Annotated in this window: 18 protein-coding genes; 13 read left to right on the forward strand and 5 right to left on the reverse strand. The window is 39.0% G+C overall.

Annotated features, from left to right (window positions below; genetic code table 11):
* Position 1: 1 nt before the first annotated feature.
* From RYH73_RS13850 to RYH73_RS13875, 6 genes are all read left to right on the forward strand, one after another.
* Positions 2-1,936 (forward strand): efflux RND transporter permease subunit, encoded by a 1,935-nt coding sequence (locus RYH73_RS13850; RefSeq protein ID WP_335314032.1) that lies wholly within the window; start codon positions 2-4, stop codon positions 1,934-1,936.
* Positions 1,920-3,206, forward strand: coding sequence for a TolC family protein (locus RYH73_RS13855; protein WP_335314033.1), 1,287 nt, complete (start codon positions 1,920-1,922; stop codon positions 3,204-3,206). Before RYH73_RS13850 ends, RYH73_RS13855 begins: the two co-directional genes overlap by 17 nt.
* On the forward strand, positions 3,184-4,398 hold the full coding sequence (locus tag RYH73_RS13860) for an efflux RND transporter periplasmic adaptor subunit (RefSeq protein WP_335314034.1): 1,215 nt from the start codon (positions 3,184-3,186) through the stop codon (positions 4,396-4,398). The genes RYH73_RS13855 and RYH73_RS13860 overlap by 23 nt, the downstream gene beginning before the upstream one ends.
* A gap of 84 nt (positions 4,399-4,482) precedes the next feature.
* On the forward strand, positions 4,483-5,679 hold the full coding sequence (locus RYH73_RS13865) for an efflux RND transporter periplasmic adaptor subunit (protein ID WP_335314035.1): 1,197 nt from the start codon (positions 4,483-4,485) through the stop codon (positions 5,677-5,679).
* 48 nt (positions 5,680-5,727) lie between these two features.
* Positions 5,728-6,276, forward strand: a complete 549-nt coding sequence (locus tag RYH73_RS13870) for a DUF3347 domain-containing protein (RefSeq protein ID WP_335314036.1) — start codon at positions 5,728-5,730, stop codon at positions 6,274-6,276.
* A gap of 806 nt (positions 6,277-7,082) precedes the next feature.
* A complete protein-coding gene (locus RYH73_RS13875; RefSeq protein ID WP_335314037.1) occupies positions 7,083-7,643 on the forward strand; it encodes a DUF922 domain-containing protein in 561 nt (186 codons plus the stop codon).
* Here the strand turns inward: RYH73_RS13875 and RYH73_RS13880 are convergent.
* The gene (locus tag RYH73_RS13880; RefSeq protein WP_335314038.1) at positions 7,632-8,762 is read right to left on the reverse strand and encodes a metallophosphoesterase family protein; all 1,131 of its coding nucleotides are present in this window, start codon (positions 8,760-8,762) and stop codon (positions 7,632-7,634) included. The two genes, RYH73_RS13875 and RYH73_RS13880, sit on opposite strands and share 12 nt — an antisense overlap.
* 167 nt (positions 8,763-8,929) lie before the next feature.
* Between RYH73_RS13880 and RYH73_RS13885 the strand changes: the two genes are divergently transcribed.
* Entirely contained in the window at positions 8,930-9,697 is a 768-nt protein-coding gene (locus RYH73_RS13885) for an MBL fold metallo-hydrolase (protein ID WP_335314039.1), read from the forward strand.
* Here RYH73_RS13885 and RYH73_RS13890 read toward each other — a convergent pair.
* Complete coding sequence (locus RYH73_RS13890) at positions 9,694-10,218, reverse strand: DinB family protein (RefSeq protein WP_335314040.1); 525 nt, start codon at positions 10,216-10,218, stop codon at positions 9,694-9,696. The two genes, RYH73_RS13885 and RYH73_RS13890, sit on opposite strands and share 4 nt — an antisense overlap.
* A gap of 215 nt (positions 10,219-10,433) precedes the next feature.
* On the opposite strand from RYH73_RS13890, the gene RYH73_RS13895 reads away from it, so the two are divergent.
* The 6 genes from RYH73_RS13895 to RYH73_RS13920 all read left to right on the forward strand — a co-directional run bounded on the left by RYH73_RS13895 (position 10,434) and on the right by RYH73_RS13920 (position 15,544).
* Positions 10,434-10,745 (forward strand): ArsR/SmtB family transcription factor, encoded by a 312-nt coding sequence (locus RYH73_RS13895; protein WP_335314041.1) that lies wholly within the window; start codon positions 10,434-10,436, stop codon positions 10,743-10,745.
* Positions 10,746-10,892: 147 nt separating this feature from the next.
* A complete protein-coding gene (locus RYH73_RS13900) occupies positions 10,893-11,420 on the forward strand; it encodes an SRPBCC family protein (RefSeq protein ID WP_335314042.1) in 528 nt (175 codons plus the stop codon).
* A gap of 17 nt (positions 11,421-11,437) precedes the next feature.
* The gene (locus RYH73_RS13905) at positions 11,438-11,896 is read left to right on the forward strand and encodes an SRPBCC family protein (protein ID WP_335314043.1); all 459 of its coding nucleotides are present in this window, start codon (positions 11,438-11,440) and stop codon (positions 11,894-11,896) included.
* A gap of 141 nt (positions 11,897-12,037) precedes the next feature.
* Positions 12,038-13,642 (forward strand): Na+/H+ antiporter, encoded by a 1,605-nt coding sequence (locus RYH73_RS13910; protein WP_335314044.1) that lies wholly within the window; start codon positions 12,038-12,040, stop codon positions 13,640-13,642.
* Positions 13,643-13,671: 29 nt separating this feature from the next.
* Positions 13,672-14,130 (forward strand): DUF2721 domain-containing protein, encoded by a 459-nt coding sequence (locus RYH73_RS13915; RefSeq protein WP_335314045.1) that lies wholly within the window; start codon positions 13,672-13,674, stop codon positions 14,128-14,130.
* A gap of 46 nt (positions 14,131-14,176) precedes the next feature.
* Positions 14,177-15,544: an MFS transporter gene (locus RYH73_RS13920; RefSeq protein ID WP_335314046.1), complete on the forward strand. Its 1,368-nt coding sequence runs from the start codon at positions 14,177-14,179 to the stop codon at positions 15,542-15,544.
* Positions 15,545-15,554: 10 nt separating this feature from the next.
* Here the strand turns inward: RYH73_RS13920 and RYH73_RS13925 are convergent, their stop codons facing one another.
* The 3 genes from RYH73_RS13925 to RYH73_RS13935 are packed head-to-tail and all read right to left on the reverse strand — an operon-like array spanning position 15,555 to position 19,495.
* Positions 15,555-16,865 (reverse strand): hypothetical protein, encoded by a 1,311-nt coding sequence (locus RYH73_RS13925; RefSeq protein WP_335314047.1) that lies wholly within the window; start codon positions 16,863-16,865, stop codon positions 15,555-15,557.
* Between the two features lie 9 nt (positions 16,866-16,874).
* Entirely contained in the window at positions 16,875-18,800 is a 1,926-nt protein-coding gene (locus tag RYH73_RS13930; protein ID WP_335314048.1) for a hypothetical protein, read from the reverse strand.
* Positions 18,801-18,811: 11 nt separating this feature from the next.
* A complete protein-coding gene (locus RYH73_RS13935; RefSeq protein WP_335314049.1) occupies positions 18,812-19,495 on the reverse strand; it encodes a hypothetical protein in 684 nt (227 codons plus the stop codon).
* Positions 19,496-19,578 lie beyond the last annotated feature (83 nt).

Raw genomic sequence — 19,578 nt, forward strand, 5'->3', positions numbered from 1 at the left:
CATGAGCTGGATAAGAAAAATAGTTAAACGTAGCCCTCAATGGATCTCGGAAAAGGAACGCATCGAAATTATCGGCAAAAGTAGCAAACAAGTTAGTCGAGGTGTATTCTTTGCAACCATCATCATCATTACTTCATTCCTGCCGGTATTTATGCTTACTGGCCAAGAAGGTAAGCTCTTTCATCCTTTGGCTTTCACGAAGACCTTTATTATGCTTGTAGATGCTCTGTTGGTTATCACATTGGCTCCTGTTTTAATATCATTCTTTATGAAGGGCACTTTCAGGTCCGATCAGACCAATCCTATCAATCGTTTTCTGGAAAAGATATACGAACCGATCATAGAGAAAGTACTGACGTGGCGCAAAACTACTTTGGCTGTCAATATTTTAGCATTGCTAATCACCATTCCGCTCCTGAAAAAATTGGGCACTGAATTTATGCCACCACTCGATGAACAAAGTATTCTTTTTATGCCCGTTACGCTGCCAGACATCAGCAACAGCGAGGCAAAACGTTTATTACAGGTACAGGATAAGATTATAAAGAGTGTTCCCGAAGTTGATAAAGTGCTTGGTAAAGCAGGTAGAGCAAATACTGCAACGGACAATGCACCCATCAGCATGATTGAAACGATTATCATGCTTAAACCAAAAAATCAATGGCGTGCCGGAATGACAAAAAATCAATTGATCCAAGAGTTAGACAAGAAGTTACAAATTCCTGGTGTAGTAAACGGTTGGACACAGCCCATTATTAACCGTATCAACATGTTGTCTACGGGGATTCGCACCGATGTAGGAATTAAAGTTTTCGGACAAAACCTAGACACCATTGCAGCCGTTTCCGAACGGGTTAAGATCGCACTAGAAGGCACCTCTGGAATTCAGGATTTATATGTAGAACCCGTTACGGGTGGTAAATATTTGGCTATTGATATCAAACGCGAGGCTTTGGCTCGTTATGGACTTACTGTGAATGAGGTAAACCAAACCGTTGAAAGTGTGATTGGTGGAGCGACGATTGGGCAAACGATCGAAGGAAGGAGGCGTTTTAGCATAAACATCCGATTGGCACAGGATTATCGGAATAGCATAGCGCAACTTAATAGAGTTCCTTTGCAAAGCAGCTCTTTCGGTGAAGTACCATTAAGTTCAGTAGCAGATCTTCGTTTTGAAAACGGTCCGCCCATGATTACCTCTGATAATGCGTTACTCCGTGGAGCTGTTATGTTCAATGTACGTGACCGCGATTTAGGAAGCACTGTTAAAGAAGCTGCTGAAAAACTGAATACATCCGAAGGTATTTTGCCAGCAGGCTATTTTTTGGAATGGAGTGGACAATATGAAAATTTAATACGGGGTCAACAAACCTTACTGTGGATTGCTCCGATCGTGCTCATTATTATCTTTTTTGCGTTGTATTTCGCTTTCCATTCCCTAAGAGAGGCTTTTCTAAGTCTGATAACTATCCCCTTTGCCCTCATCGGTGGAGCTTATATGATTTATTTCTGGGGTGTTCATCTTTCGGTAGCTGTTGCAGTAGGTTTCATTGCGTTATTCGGTATTGCCGTAGAAACCGGAATTGTCATGGTCATCTATCTCAACGATGCGATGCAACAATTAGTAAAGGAAAAGGGAAACAGCAGCGCTACCATTACTAAAAAGGATTTACGAACCGCTGTCATACATGGCGCAGCAAAAAGACTTCGGCCGAAAATCATGACAGTATGCGTTTCACTTTTTGGGCTTTTGCCAATATTATGGGCTACTGGAGTAGGCACAGACGTCATGCGACCAATTGTATTGCCTATGATCGGCGGCGTGCTCACATCCTCGACCCATATTTTATTGGTTACACCCCTGATATTTTTAATGACCAAAGAATATGAGTTGCGTAAATATGGAAAATTGGAAATTTATGATGCGAAGCATTAAAACATTACCCTGTCTGAAAGGAGCTATAGTGCTCATCATGAACACTTGCTTCTTCATTAACGTGGCTCTTGGGCAAACAGAACAAGCGAGCGTATTACCTTTAGACACTATTTTAGCACGGATTGAGCAACAGAACATAAAACTAAAAGCTTACGACTTAAGGAGTAAAGGCCTTAACTATCGTGCCAAAGCAGCTTATGGATGGATGGCCCCTATGGTTGGAGCAGGCACTTTTATGACACCTTACCCAGGACAACAGATCATGGAAGATGGCGATAAGGGTTCCATTATGTTTAATATTGAACAGGAAATTCCCAATCCGAGCAAGCAAAAAGCAAATAGCCGATACATTGCTTCGCAGCGTGTTTCAGAAACAGCAAAACGAGCTGTTAATCTAAATGACATGAGAGCGCAGGCAAAAAACCTCTATTACACATGGATAATTGCTGAAAAACGTATTCAGTTACTTAAAGACAATGAGAAGATTATCCAAAGTATGAAGCAATTAGAAGCTATACGCTATGAATATAACCGGTCTCAATTAAGCAATGTATTTAAAGCAGATGCGCAATTGGAAGAAAACCGGAACATGTTACGTATGCAGGAAGCGGAGATTGCTCGTTCAAGAGCCTGGCTTAATAGTTTGATGAATGTCCCCGGTAACACAACATTTGAAATTGATACTAATTTGGTTCCGAATTTTGAACCAGTAGCAACACTTGACACCTTGCTTCTGGCAACACGCCGAAAGGATATACATCAGATAAATGCCGATATAGAAACGATGCAATATGGAATCAATGTGATGAAACAGGAAAGGAAGCCTGATTTCAAAATCCGTTTTGACCATATGAGCCCCTTAGGGAAAATGATGCCAAACGCGTACAGTATAATGGGTATGGTTAGTATACCCATTGCTCCGTGGAGTAGCAAAATGTATAAAAATGAAACGAAAGCCATGCAATTCGAGCTTGATGCAATGCAAGCCGAGCGAAAGAGTATGCTTATGGAGAGTCAAGGGATGCTATATGGTATGCAAGCCGAGATTAATACGATGCAGAATCGAATTGATCGGCTTGCAAAAAAGGTAATTCCTGCGTTGGAGCGATCTATGGAAGCCAACTTTCAATCGTATCGAGAAAATAAACAAGAGCTTCCGATTGTGCTGGCTGATTGGGAAGCGTTGAATATGATGAAAAATACGTTGTTGGATGAACAATTGAAGCTGTATTTAATGATTACGAACTATGAAAAGGAACTTTTTAATTAACTTATGCAGTTTAAGTATACTTCTATTTACGGTAGGTTGTTCCCCTACGCAACGTGAATCCGATCATGTAACCCAACATGGCGATACGCAAATAGATTCAAGCATTCGTAAATTGACACGCCCTACCAATCAAGCGATCGTAACGAGGGCATCAATTGTGAAGGCGGAAACGGGCATGAAAGTTTTCCCGGTGCATGTAACGGGGCGTGTTAGTTATGATAGCAAAAATAATATCACGGTCAGCAGTCGAGTACCTGGGCGTCTAGAACGCATCTATATAAAGTATAATTTTCAGCCAGTAAGAAAAGGTCAATTGCTTTTTGAAATATATTCCCCGGAGTTAGTGGCAGCGCAAAGAGAACTCCTGTTATTACAAAGGTCGGAAGAACAGAAACTTCGATCGTCTGCTATTCAAAAGCTTCAATACCTTGGCATGACTTTCGGGCAAATACAAGCTTTGATGCAAAGTAAGCAGGTAACTTATCGCGTACCGATATACAGTCCTTCCAATGGTTATATTGTCGAGAAAAACGTAGCAACACCTGCTATAGGCGCAAATAGTTCGGCTCCCATACCGACCGGAGGAGACGCTATGTCAAATATGAGTTTCTCCTCTGATCTCAGTACATCATCGAGTACAAATGGACAACAGCAATCGAACTCCCTGCTGATGCGTGAGGGTCAATATGTTACTGCAGGACAAGCTGTTTTCACAATTTATAAAAACAGTGCGTTATTAGCTGAATTTGCTATTCCACCTTTCTGGGCAACCAAGGTCAGCAAAGGAAAGAAATTATTGTTCCGTAGTGTAGACGAACCAGATCAATTATATCAGGGAACTATCGGTCTTATCCAACCGACCTTCAACACAGCGGAAAACTTCACTTTAGCAAGGATATATCTAAAAAGCGACAAATTCCCTGTAGGGCAGCTCCTTAAGGGAACCTTTGCGATTACAGAGAACAGGGGCTTCTGGTTGCCTAGAACGGCTGTTGTCTCCTTAGGAAACAAAAGTATAGTATTCAAACAGGCAGAAGGTGCCTTCTACCCAGTTCCTGTGGAGGTAGGGGTTCATACGAAGGACGAGATACAAATACTCAGCAATATTACCTCTTGGCGAGTAGCCAAAGATGCAGCCTATTTGGTAGACAGCGAAGATTTTATTACAGCAAATAAGACGTTAGACTTATGAAATATCCTTCGAAGAATATAGACATAAACAAAGATAATGCCTACGGGTATCCCCTAGTGCACTTTAATGACAAATTGCTTGCATATGAATAGGAGAAGATTTGTACAAACCTTATTGCTGTCAACGGCAGTGCCTTCCCTCCTCTGGACGGCCTGTAAAAGCAAACCATCGGGGCAACAAATTGCTAAGAAAACAACTTTTACATGTCCAATGCATCCGCAGATTGTACAAGACCATGCCGGTAACTGTCCTATATGTGGAATGGATCTAGTCCCATTTGATAAAAACAACAAGGATAAGTTCCTCACACTTAGTGCAGATCAGCAAGCGCTGGCCAACATTACAACTATGGTGATTGGTGAAGGAAACTTGAACGATTATACGGCCATCAATGGAAGATTTGTTGTCAACCCGGAACAAACAAACTATATCAGTAGCCGAAACACTGGAAGAATTGAAAACTTATATGTCAAAGAGACGGGTATCCCAGTTAAAAAGGGACAACCAATTTATCGGCTATACGCTGAAGACCTGCTCGCTTTACAAGAGGAATTTCTCATGACCTATAAACAGGCCAAACAATTTCCCAACGATCAACGCTTCACCGATATCTTTAAGGCAGCACGACAAAAATTGCTATTATATGGGCAAGCTGAATCGCAATTGACGGTATTACTTAAAAATGGAAAATCTTCACCATATATTACTTTTTACGCACCAAGTAGTGGGACTATCGCTGAACTTTTAGTTACAGAAGGGCAGTACGTAAATGAAGGCACTTCGGTACTTCGCTTAGAAGAATACAATAACATGTGGGTGGAAGCAGATATCTATCCGCGAGAGGCTGCACTTATTCGGGAGGGCCAGGAATTAAAAGTAATCGCCAATGGCGTGTCAGATACATCGTTGACGATGAAAGTACAGTTTATGGCCCCCAACTATCAGGCTAATACACAAATCATGCAACTACGTGGAACCGTAACAAATGAAGATCATCGGCTACAAGCGGGGATGCCGGCCACCATTTTATTAGCTAAAACTAGTCAAAATAAGACACTGACAGTGCCCAGTAAAGCAATCATTCGCGAAGGAAAACAAAGTCATGTTTGGCTTGCTAGCGATAAAGAAAAATTTGAACCCCGATTCGTCGAAACCGGCATCGAATCTTTCAATGAAACTGAAATTACCAACGGGCTCGCTCCCGGAGAAAAGGTAGTGGTAAGTGGGGCTTACTTGTTGTACAGCGAATACGTGCTAAAGAAAGGAGCACTTTCCAATTAACTGAAGGGGTACTGTCTTATCTACAAAAAACAACTAATAACTCATAAGATGAAAACAACTAATTTTAAAATCGGTGTAGTGGCCATGGCTGCTATATTTACCTTAGTTTCCTGTAATACGGAAAATCAGCAATCGAAAACTGAAAATGATCATAGTCAGCATCAAACAGCAGCTAATCCCGAAGTTCCAAAAATCAAAAACGAGGCGCTGGATGCCTTGTACCCTCATTATCTTACACTACAAGAGGCGCTTGTTATCGGTGATATTGGCAGGGCAAAAGAAGCCGCATTATTGGTAGAAGAGACTAGCAAACAAATTGACGAAGCAAAAGCACTTCAGGGGGCTGCCGCCCAAGTTCTAGCTGCGGAGACTCTAGAGAGCCAACGGAACGGTTTTTCTTTGTTAAGTGACGCGTTTATTAGTCTTATTAAAACAACTGGTATCGAGAAGGGAGAGCTTTATATTGCACATTGTCCAATGGCGTTTAATGACAAGGGTGCAAATTGGTTAAGTCCATCAAAAAATATAAAAAATCCTTATTTCGGAGACAAAATGCTTAGCTGTGGAAGTATTGAAGAGACCTTAAAAAAGCTTTAAAGAAGGAACTAGATTTTAAAGAATCTAAAAATACGCTCATAAAAAATCCACCTACTGACGAATCAGTAGGTGGTTCTCTACACTTAAAAGTATCCAACCGTAACTGTAGAAGATCTTATGCTATGGTATCGCCTGACGATACGGGAACATGCAATTATGATTCCTTCACTAATCGAGGTTGATCCTTGGGAAGGAGTGTACAAAAGTATATAATAGTTTTTATTTTTTTATGGTATAATTATATAAATGATAATTTAATGATGAATTAGTGTGCTTATTTCGTGAAAAATAGTGAAAAAACACAAAAATTTCAGGTCAAGCTAGGTTTCCAATCTAAACATTTTGCTTAAAAAGAGAAGCGCCCGTTATAATATAACGGGCGAACACCTCTCTAAAATAGGCATTTAAACACCTACTTTGGGCTACGGTTGGATTAAAATCTCTCCGACAATAGTATTAACAACACTAAAAACACAGTGTCACAATTATTTACAGCAAAAAGTTTCTTTTCATCACAAAGATAGAGATACCCATTCGATCATTTGCCAGGTAAAATACAATTGTATATTTACTTCGAACAAAACGAGAAAAAGTGAGAAATAAATTCACACATCCAAAAAAATCCCCTTTTCTCTTTATGCTATAGTTTTTAATTATTACAGCACTACTCACTCACTAGATCACATCCATATTCGAACTATAGGTCATAGCGCTCCGTTGACCTCCTTTAATTTTGCTTACCTTATTGCTAATTACAACACTTTCACTACTTTTGCTTTAATATCACAAGTTGATTTTTTTCTAGCATGTTGAAGAATTTCGCCTGCCTTTATTTACTATTGTTCCTATCACTCACAAGTATTTTATTTAGTTCTCCTATAGCAAATGCACAGGGATGCCGTCAGCTAACTGCTTCCGATTTTCAGGGAAAAGTAGACTCAAAGAGTCCCTTTGTGTCACAGGTGAAATTACGAATAGGCTATCATTCTACAATACTTAAACGGGGAGACTCTTATCATGTAACTTTCCATGTTTTTTTAGATGTAAATCCAGGAGAGTCTTGGATAAAATTCGATAAAATTAAAAGCTCAGAAATGTTATCAGAAGTATTAAATCATGAGCAAGGGCATTTTAAAATAGGCTGTTTAATGCAGCGGGAATTAATTAATCGACTTAATGCCCGGAAATACACTTCACATTACAAGCAAGAGGCTGCGACACTCTTTAACAAAATTTCCCGTAAATACCAGACGATGCAGCTTAAGTATGATACAGAAACGGACCACATGAGGAATCAAAAGCAGCAGGCAATTTGGGACGGAAAACTAAATCGGTCCATAGGAAATGTGAAAACATTAAGGGACTGAAACCTGGTATTCGGGATAGCTGACAGGTATATAAAACCGTTCAAATAACATGGCGTTGCTCCCGTCTGAAAAGGTAAAGTATTCACAGGTGATCAATATGCCTATATCTTGTTTGTCAAGTTTGATTTTTAGAAAACCATGACAGCTATCACAATAATTTTCAAGTTGCACTTGACTCACGATCGGTAAATTATCGATGACCAGTGGATTATCTGGTTCAGCAATGCGGTGAAGGTCGGCATAACCTCCTGCTCCAGCTACTACATAGGGGATTACAGTACCATCTGCATACTGCTTAGTAAAGCGCTGATAATTGTGTACATGTCCGCTCAGCACCAGATCCGGTTTAACACCCGCAGCATGAAATGAACGTTCTAAAAAAGTGATCATATTGATGCTGGAGCCATGATTGATATCCGCAGAGTACGGAGCTTGATGAATGCAGACAATAAGTGCTTTTTGTGGACGCTCAGCGTGTGCGGATAATAATTCTTGAACAAACCAAGCCTCCTGCCCTTCTGTTATAAAACCATATTTGGTAGCATTTCCGTATAGACAGATGATATTCGCCAATGGTGTAACCAGGGTCCAATAAACATTGGGCTGTATCATACTTAAACGCTTACTCCCGTCAGAAAACACAATCTTATCGCTCGTTTTCGCACAAAAAACCTGCATAAAGGCCTCTAAACTTGTGTACCCTTCGGGGGATTCAGGATTAATATCTGCATCGTGATTACCCGCTAGGGCAAATATGGGTGCGGCATATTGTTCGTATGGACTAAAGAACTGCGCTGGATATTCATGTGCTTCACCATAATTGTACACAACATCTCCAAGATGCAGCATAAAGGCCGGGACACACGATTTATTCTCACTAACAAGCTGATTTGTCATCTCGCGTGCCACCTTGTGCTGAAAGTTTCGTTCTTTCATACTTCCAGTATCACCCACAACATGGAAGCTGATGCTTGTTGTATCCATATCGGTTTCCGGAAGAATTTGTTCCACTTTCAACCTGTATGGCCATTTCCCGTTTGGGGTGGGTAACGGTTTAATCTTAAAAGCATCATCCACCAACGTTTCCAATATCACCGGCTTTCTCCTAATAATTGTCATAGTACATCAACTTATAATATTCATTCCAATCCATGCAAATGTACGCAGCAAGTATTATACCTTTATTAAGATATCGCATTGTTAATATTAAGAAATCATTCTCGGTTTCCATTGTATATACCACGTATTTTGCCTAAGTTTATGATAAATTAAAAGCTAAATCTAAAATGATTAAGTATTCCCTTTTTATATGGATCTGGTTATCAATGTTCCCATCGGCCAAAGCACAGGATAAAATAGATGATGTTACTATTTCTCCCATTGAACATGCAACTTTCACACTAACTTGGAAGGGAAAAACGCTTCTTTTTGATCCAAGTGTGGAGAAAGCAAAATTAAATAAAGTAAAAAGCCCTGATTTTATCTTTATAACGGATATACATGGTGATCATTTTAACATTTCCAACCTAAAAAATCTTGATCTTTCGAAATCAACGCTCGTAGTCCCCCCGGCAGTTGCAGAGCAGTTGTCGGATGATTTACGAAAAAAATCGTATATTATCAGGAATGGCGAAACCACCGAACTTCAGAATATAAAAATTGAAGCCATCCCCATGTACAATCTTCCCGAGTCATCAGGTACATTTCATACAAAAGGAAGAGGAAATGGTTATGTGATCACACTCGATAACAAACGTATCTATATAAGCGGAGATACTGAAGATATTCCGGAAATGCGCACTTTGAAAGATATTAATATTGCCTTTATCTGTATGAATTTGCCTTATACCATGACTGTAAAGCAAGCGGCCGACGCTACATTGGCATTCAAACCCCAAATAGTTTACCCTTATCATTATAGAGGTCAAAACGGCAAAAGTGATATTCTTAGCTATAAGCAACTGGTTAATGAAAAAGACCCGTCCATTAAAGTAATGATACGCGACTGGTATCTCAGTAAGCCCCAAACTTCTGAAGGCCAAATTATCAATTAATCGGTAATTTGCTCCTTTCCATTAAATGCTTCGAAAATCTGCATCAATTGATGGCTGTGCCGATGAACATGAAATCGAATGAACATCAACCATTCGTAACGTGTAAGAAAACCGTAAGTAGGAAATTCAAAATCTAAACATAAAGCTGTTAAATCTGTATTGGTAATCGTTTTGACGTGCTGCTGCTTGTTGGATTCAAGCGCAGTTATCAATTCACTTTTATCAAAAGGCCCATTACCTGGATAAATAAAATCCGGCGATTCCAATTTAATCTCAAAATTAAGAAAGATATCCCTCAAACTCTCTACATAAGCGTCAATCTTACGCGTTGGTGCCTGGGTGTGGCTATCAGGCAAACCCGCAGTCCCCTGAATGATGTGGTCAGCTACTTGCGCTGCTGTCCATCCGCCATAAGGGGGTTTCTGGTTTATATGCCATTCATCGAACTTTACGATCAATCCAACAAATTCATCAAACGCTTTCGTTACAGAAGCTGCCAATTGGTGCTCATCAATTTTCATAATTAATGTATTTATCACAAAAATAACACACAGTATACGCTTAGATGAAGGGGAAAAGCGACATTCTAAAGGCAAAAAGCGAATAGACTCGTTCTTTAAGTAACCAACTAGCTTTTAATATCCCTGAAGGCACACGGAAAAAAACAAAAAACTATTTGGTAACCATTTGGTTTCTTTTTAAATTTGAAACCAAATGGTTACATTTAATAAAATTCATGGAAACTAGACGAGATGTATTTCAAGCAATAGCGGATCCTACAAGACGTGCAATCATTCAATTGATTGCCAAACAACCACTCAATCTCAATTCAGTGGCCGACAATTTTGACATGAGTCGTCCAGCTGTCTCTAAGCATATTCGGATTCTTAGTGAATGTGGCTTGATCACAATTAAACAAAGAGGTAGAGAGCGATTTTGCAACGCAAATTTGCATTCATTAAAAGAGGTTTCAGATTGGGTAGAGAAATATCGTACCTTCTGGAAAGATCATTTAGATACATTAGAAGATCTTTTAAACAATGAATAGTGTCAATGATAGAAATCAAAGCATTTGAGAATGAAGATAACATATAGATTTAAAGCAAGTTAGAAACTTATCTTGGCGACAAAACATAAGCAAGGATTGCCTGCTCAATCTGCTAAAAAAAGTAGAATAAAAACAAAACAATGAATTATGGAAAATTATGGAAAAATCATTGCTCCTGGCACCATACGCTTTGAGCGATTACTACCAGGCCCCATCGAACGCGTTTGGGCTTACCTGACGGATTCTGAAAAAAGAGGAAAATGGTTGGCCAGTGGTGAAATGGACCTTAAGGTTGGCGGCAAAGTGCATTTACATTTCTTTCACGCTGACCTTTCTTCCCATCAAGAAACGCTGCCTGAGAAATATAAATCTTATGAACATGGTAGTAGTTTCACCGGCACCGTGATTCGGTGCACACCTCCAACGCTATTGACCTTTACTTGGGGAGACGGCTCTGAAGTGACCTTCGAATTACAAAAGCAGGGAGAGAAAGTATTATTGGTGCTAACACATCGACATTTAGAAAACATAAAAGCACGCATTGGGGTGGCCAGCGGTTGGCATACCCATCTTGGTATCCTTGTTGCTCGACTAGAAGGAAATGAGCCGGAAGGTTTTTGGAGCGTACATAGCCAAATAGAAAAAGAATACACACAACTATTAACTGAATTATAGTTTAAAATGGGAACCTTATGAAAAATCAGAAAGCACAAGTTGAAGTCCAAATGCTCATAAGAAAACCTGTCTCCGTGGTTTACCAAGCTTTCATTGACCCAGCCATCACTAAAAATTTTTGGTTTACAAAAGCCAGCGGGCCATTAGCACTTGGAAAAACCATCACTTGGGAGTGGGAAATGTACGAGGTATCAAGCCAAATAACAGTGAACGAGTTAGTTGAAAACAAGAAGATATCCATCACTTGGGGCGATCCAGCAACAACTGTTGATTTTCTTTTCACCGCACTCAACGAAAACAGCACCTACGTCATCATTAAAAACTATGGCTTTTGGCAGATAGGAGATGAATTGACACAAGCGGTGAATGATAATACGGGTGGCTTTACTACCGTTTTAGATGGTCTTAAAGCCTACATGGAACATAATATCAATTTAAATCTGATTGCTGATAAATTTCCAAAAGAAATAAGCTAGCACTAAATAAATCTATATATTGGCGTGTGTGAATTGCGCGCGCCGATATATAAATCAAAATACCGAGTTTATCTTTTCAACTTTCATCCCAAACCTTCTGACCCACTACCCAACTTAACGATTTCTTATTATTTTTACTACATGATTCATGAGAAATTGCTTTTGATATTGGCTTTGTTTTTTGCCATGGCGATGTTGTATTTGTTAAGTCAACGTTTAAAAATTTCCTATCCAATTTTATTAGTTATTGGTGGTTTGGGAATATGTTTTATTCCTGGAATACGGCCAATCAGTATCGATCCAGACTTGGTCTTTCTGATTTTTTTACCTCCCCTACTTTTTGAAGCAGCGTGGTATACCTCTTGGAACGACTTTTGGAAATGGAGGCGTTCGATCGGTTTATTGGGTTTTGGTTTAGTGCTATTCACCTCCCTGGCCGTTGCCTACTTTTCAGTTATGATCATTCCAGGTTTCACACTGGCAATGGGGTTCCTATTAGGAGGTATCATCTCACCACCTGATGCTGTCGCCGCAACATCCGTGCTAAAAGGCGTTACTATGCCAAAAAGAGGCCTTGCCATTTTAGAAGGAGAAAGTCTTGTAAACGACGCAGCCTCGTTAACTGTGTTTCGTTTTGCCTTAGCGGCTGTTTTGACCGGACAGTTTATATTAAAAGAAGCCATTGTCGAATTTGCTACACTATCCATTATGGGGGTTGTTGTTGGTTTAGTTATCGCCCATATTCTGTATTTTGTGCTGCGATATCTTGCGAAGTCATCGAATATTACAACACCGATCACTTTGATTGCTCCGTACCTTATGTACCTTGTAGCTGAATCTTTTGAATGGTCTGGTGTGCTGGCCGTGGTAAGTGGTGGGCTTTTTTTATCTTTTCGATCCAAGGATTTTCTAAATTATCATACCCGCATACAAGCAACTGAGGTATGGGCTACTGTTGGTTTTTTGTTGAATGGATTTGTTTTCATTTTAATTGGTTTAGAGCTTCCCGTTATTGTTGCCGGATTGGAAGGTTATTCTAAAAAAGAGGCCATTGAATACGCCTTGATCATCAGCGCGATTATTATTATATTGCGCCTTGTCCTGATCTATTTAGCCGCCTTTGTTCCACGTCTTATCAGCAAAAAAATACGGGAAAGGGAAAAAAGCCCGGGTCTCAAGCTACCTTTTGCAATCGGATGGGCAGGCATGCGTGGTGTGGTATCCTTGGCATCCGCGTTAGCTATACCACTAACACTTGAAAGCGGAGAAGCGTTTCCTCATCGTAATCTTATTCTATTTATCACATTTATTGTGATCCTCGTTACCTTGGTTTTTCAAGGAATTACCCTACCATTTTTTCTAAAGCTACTAAAAATTGAAGAGATTGATGACTATGTTCCTGTAGAAGATCAGCTTGAAGCGATTCGTCTTCAGCTCGCCAAGTCAAGCATCAAATATCTTGACCGGAATTACGATCACGAAATGGAAGAGCACCCCACCATTGGTCGAATAAAAGAACAGCTACAACGCAGCATTGAAGCAACGGAAAGCTCTGCACAAGAACAGGGAAAGAAAGAAAAATTAATTTCAGTTCGCATGTTATACAGGCATATTATGTTAGAGCTAATTGCCCATCGAAGAGAAGGCCTTAATAAACTACGCAAAGAAAAAAAATATGACGATCACGTTATCAGACAATTGGAACATAACCTGGATTTAGAAGAGTCTCGGCTTACCAAACAATAGGCTTGGATTTCTTAAATAAAACACATAAAATGATGATTACGATCACCACACCCGCCTTATTATTTCCGGCTATCAGTTTAATTATGCTGGCCTATACTAATCGTTTTCTCGCTCTGGCTAGTTTAGTAAGAAGTTTACATGCTAAGTACCTTGAAAATAATCAGAGTGGTGTTATTCATGGCCAGATAAGGAACTTACGCTACCGACTACGCCTGATTAAATATATGCAAGCTTATGGTGTCTTAAGCTTTGTGGCCTGCGTTTTATGTATGTTTTTTATATTCTTGGAATGGGTATTCTGGGCGGAGATGCTCTTTGGACTCAGTTTAGTTTTTTTTACTATCTCACTTATTATATCGTTGATTGAAATACAGAAAAGCACGACCGCCCTTGAACTTGAACTAAGTAACATGGAGGAAGATAAAGCAGGGCTTTCTTTTGTTAATTATCTGAAAAAGAAATTGGAAACAAAAGACAAAAACACCTGATTAAAACTCTTGATATCCTACCTGGTTCATTCCGATAATACCTCCTATGAAGCGTAAAAACTCAGTTGTATTATTTATTGCATGTTCAGCCGTTTTCTTAGAAGCACTGGATCTTGCCATTATGAATCTTGCGCTGCCCCTCATTCAAAAACACTTTCATTTAGAAGAAGAGCAATCGCAATGGTTGCAAACTATATATGTTCTCTTATATGGCGGCTTTCTTATTATCGGGGGTAAGCTAGCCGATATTTGGGGGAGAAAAAAAGTCTTTTTAACCGGTGCGCTTTTATTTTTAATAACATCAATCGGTGCCGGTAAAGCAAATTCCTTTGAGTTTTTATTTTTTTTCCGGGCAATCCAAGGCCTAGGAGCCGCTTTTCTTATGCCATCGGCGATGGCAATTATTACCAATACATTCATAACAGAAGATGCCAGAAGCAAGGCCTTGGGTATATTCAGTTCTTTCGCCGCCATTGGTTCAGGTTGCGGATTATCGGTGGGGGGACTCATCGCATCTTCGTTGGGTTGGCAATGGATTTTCTTTATAAACGTCCCGATTATAAGTATCAGTTTGATTTTAGCTTTTATCTTACTAGAACGCGATATACGGATAATCGGTACGAACCAACCAGATTTGCTTTCCGGTATTATCCTATCTTTTTGTATCGTTCTTCTTTCCTATTTCATACACGCAATTCCAGTTCTTATTCATAAACCTATATGGATTGTCATCGTACTAAGCTTAATAAGCTCGAGCTTGATATACTTTATTAAGCGAACTCGTCATCACCCAAATCCTTTAATAAATTTCACCTTATTAAAAGGTAATAATGTCATGTTGGGTAATCGAACTATTTTTATATTAGGTTCTTTCTTCTTGAGCTATCTACTTATCCTCTCGTTCTATTTGCAAGAGATTTTGGGATTTTCAGCCGCTAAAGCAGGTTTATTGCTCTTTCCTTTTAGTGTGGGTTCTGCTTTCATCTCTCGCTTTCTTTTACCCCGCTTGATCAAACGTTTTAAAATTATTCGAACAGCACGGTTGGGGATGACTTTGATGTTTTTTGGTGCATTATTATTAATTATCAGCATGTATTATGGATTATTCGCTCCTTTGGTATTTTCAATAGCTTGTGTAATAGGCGCAGGTATGGCCATATCAATTCCAAGTTTAACTGTCATGGCACTAAGTCAAATTCCGGTTGAACATCAGGGAGTAGCTTCTGGAGTCAATACCACTTCTTATTTTTTTGGATCGGGTATCGGCTTATCGCTCATATCATTGATGATGCAATTAAATACGTTGTTTCCAAGCACCATAAAGCAGCTGATTGCTTCAGCAAGCCTTCTCCTGTTAATAGCTGCTATTGCTGTATTGTATCTGCTAAAAGAAGAGTTTTCCTTAAAAAAGTAGGTAGAGAAATTTAGTTTGGAACGCTTCTGAGCAATTGCATTAAGCCATGAATTGACTTATTCTCAAAATTCAGTTTTCCATATACTGCCATATATTGACTAGCTAACTTTTGACTTTTGAGTTCTATTTTCTCCACTTGCTTGCTGTATTGCTGTAATAAAGGGTAATTTCCTTGTTTCTTTAACCCCTTAATGTCTATATAGAAATAAAAGAAATTACTGGAAAGACCGTCTAGACTGTTCTGCTGATAGTTCTCGCCCGTGCCAAAAAGCAAACGATCTCCTTGGCTTTTGTGCCCGAACTTGTAAAAGAGTTGTTTTGGAAGATAATTTGCTAAATGTGGTGATGCCTGAAAGGAAAGATAAATTTCAGGTATGCGTTCTTTACGAATAGACTTTTGCTCGACCTTTTCAAAATTCTCATTGTAGTCGTAAGTAATGACCGTATCCTGTTGAAGAATAAGATTCTTTTTCCATTCCAGATCGACGTAACCACCGTAATAGTGTAACAAGGTATCAACAGGAATACGATGTTTTTCGAAAAATTTTTGTTGTCTGGTTAATAGCGGACCAACATCCGCTGCTAACCAGCCTTTCACTAAGCTATTGCGGGTAAATCTCCTTGGGTGGATGTGTTCTGCACCACGAATCATATTTGTTTTTACCTGTCCTTTTAGCGACAGCGTTCCAGGTCCAAAATCCGCTATCACGGTGTTTGTTCCATTTGTATAAACCAACTCATGATTTGCTTTAATTGCGTCAAGCAAATGCGATTGCTCAACGGCTATCATATTATTCTGTAGCACTAAGCTACGAAGTATGGTGGTAGTTGCCACTTTTGAGGCCGATATAGAAAGCGCCAAATATTCCTTTGAGTACAGTAAGCAAAGTTTTTCATCAGCTGTATTTCCTTGAAAAGTAAGCGAATCCATCGTGTTTACGCTCTTTATATTTAGTCCATGCTTTATATAATGTTCAAATTTTTCAAAATCATCGATCCTAAATACAGAAAAAAGTGTTGCATCATAAGGCTCCATTGAAAAGAAAAAAACATTAGCGGGAATATGGAGTCCTAAGCCATTTATTTCAAAAGGCTTCTTAGGTTTTTCTTTATCAGAACCGAAATAATATAAGGGATTTGACACTGCATTCCAAACTATTGATTGTAATAAGGCGTCAACATTAATACGAAAGAGCGCAGATGCGTTAGCTGGAATGTACTGTCGGTACGATTGCTTTTGGCGATATGCTAAATAACCATAACCAATCAATCCAGTAATAAAAACAACTGCAATACCGATCAGTACTCGCTTCTTCATCATCAAATAAACCTAAGGCCTAAAAGATTCATTTTCAACAATATCCAATATATATTGTAGAGCATTATTCTTCGAATTCGGAAACTCAGCCTGAAAACTACCGAGCATTTTTTTGCCTTTAATACCTTTTGAAGTAAAATAAAAATCACCTAAAGCCTGAATCTTTTCTTGCAAAGCCAAAGCTCGTTTGGTAGTAGGTATATCCAGCGAGTTTACAGCTTTCACTATTTTTTTACTATTAAAGAGAACAGCAAATTTATTATCATTTAGTATCTTTTTGTGCTTCGAAGACAAATTACTTTTATATCGATTATACTTAATGTCCAGTAAATCATCGAATGCTGTACCAATGAATACAATACCATCCTTCAATAAAATATGGACTTCGAATGGCCCTTTCAGCCCACTAATTGTATAAACACCCTCGTTCTCCGTTACCTTACCCCTTGCTATTCCCAAGGCAATTGTTTTCTTGAATAAGCTCATATCATTAGAAGAAAACATGGCTAAAAAAGCTGGTATACTTTCTTTTTTAGTCTTTTCAACTTCTACTGAATTATAATCTTCGTCATATTCGTAGGTCGTATACTTCACTTCCTGTTCTTTTATTCCTGTCAAAGCAAAAACCCCATCGCCTTTAATTGTTTTTCCAATTGCTTTTTCGTCCAATAAAAGGGAGAATATACTGGACCCCAGGTCTACTTCCTTGTCGTATTGGCCAAGCAGGCTACCGTAATACTGCTGCATTAAAGTTGGTAGTTCTCTGAGATAGTTCTCTGTATTAACAGCAATTGATGTATAGGCGATAGCATCTTCAGTCAGGTATTTAAAGAACTTTTTGTTCAGTCTCCGATTATATACATTACGATACGCGCTTACCTGTTCACTGGCTAGCGCTATAGAACCATCGACTGTAAGGGTATTTTTTGCTAAGGTTAAGTAAATATTAGCGCTTTCAAATCCCGTATCAAATTTTTTGGCTTTTGCCCCTAAAAGCAATGCATAAGCATTATACACCCCTGGAACAAAATCGTGATAAAGTTCATTGACGTTCCTTATCCATAGGCTTGCCAGTGCATTTTTACGATACGATTTATTAAAGGCCGGGTCATTGAATACTTCTTTCGATTCAATCAGCTTAATAGCCTCTTGATGTAACCATTGTTTAAGTAATTCGTTTTTTATCGAATCGTCTGCTGCAATACTTGCGTAATAAGTATCATACATTGCATTGCGAGCGGCATCAGCAGCTTCATACTCTTCAGCAGGGAGAACCTCGTCATAACCCTCTACTGTAGCTGAATCGATGCCCGTATCATAATTATATAAAGAATCAACAGCATCCCACTCCACATCCGCAGAATCTTTTAAGGCAGTTGAGTCAATGACGCTGTCATTATATTCATCACTTAATTTTTTATTTGCTAATCCGTACTTTTTTGCCGTCGTTTCATCTTCAAAAAAGCTAGTTCGAAGCTCAGCGCTAAGGAGATAAAGTGTTTGCTCGTTCCAGACCAACAGCTGTTTTTTTTCATTAAGATCCAAGATCCATTGCCCATTATTAAGTTTTTGAGGCTCACCAAAGGTTTTCAAAAAGTCTCCGACTCTAGTGCTATTGCTAAGTGGTACTGACATCCCATAATAGCGGATACTATCTGTTTTGGTACTATAGGCATATACTTGTGCGTCTAGATTAAAACCCAGTTCCTCCAACCCCTGTATATTGCCCTTGCCTATCCTGTTTAACTTTGTAATCAATGCCTGTCCTATCTTCGATTGGTTAAATTGACTGACACTTATTAGCTCAAAAAAACTGCGCCCATTAATAGTAGCCACAACAAAAGCATCCTTCGGAATTTTCGGAGCGAGCCTTTGTGCTAGTAGATTATTTGAAAAGAATAGGCCCAAAAGACCTATTAAAAGTTTAATTTTCTGCATATTTTCTATTCTCAGTTATTCACTAATTGTATTTGGTTGGCAATATTGGTTTTACCATTAATTAAGTCTAACACTGACGTACGAAGCATAACTGCCTTTTTTGTACCAGACACTTTTGCTTGTTTGTTAGTCAACTGTTTTACCATGTTATCAAAGCGATAAATGCTGGTATAAGAAGCCGTGTTAAATATCTCTTTATCCGCATCTTTCAACTTTGCATAAGCACTCTTAGCTTCGGGAGCATACGTATAGACTCGGGAAAACAATTGTTTTCCTGTATCAAAATTGTATAAAGACTTTCCAGTAGGTTTGATCTTTAATTTTTCATAAATGACTTTACTGATATGATTTAGATTATCGATTCTCTCAAAAGAATAGCTAATAGAAATGATAAAGTTCTCAAAGTCTATTCGATGTCCAACAGCACTTATTCCAGGCGTTTTTTTCAGTATCGTAACCGCCTCATTTAACTCACGTTGAATTTGAGTCTTACTAGGTACCTTATAGCCATTAATGCTGTCCAATAACATCACTGATGCGAGTTTAGTCTTACTTTGACTCAGGTTGAGTGTCACGGTCATGTTTCCCGAACCACTTTTATGGACATCAAGTTCTTCGATCACCTCAAAACAAGAGCTCAGGCTAAAAAGGCTTAAGAAGAGCAATGTGCAAATATATTTAGTCTTTAGGATCATCTTTTTCTTTCTACCGAGCAAAAGTAGAGAAAAGAAACAGTTCGAGGCTAACTGATTTCAGGGGTTTCTAAGGTAACGGGTTT

Origin of the sequence: Olivibacter sp. CPCC 100613, from assembly GCF_036959255.1 — a bacterium.
In the GTDB taxonomy this organism is placed as follows: Bacteria; Bacteroidota; Bacteroidia; order Sphingobacteriales; family Sphingobacteriaceae; genus Olivibacter.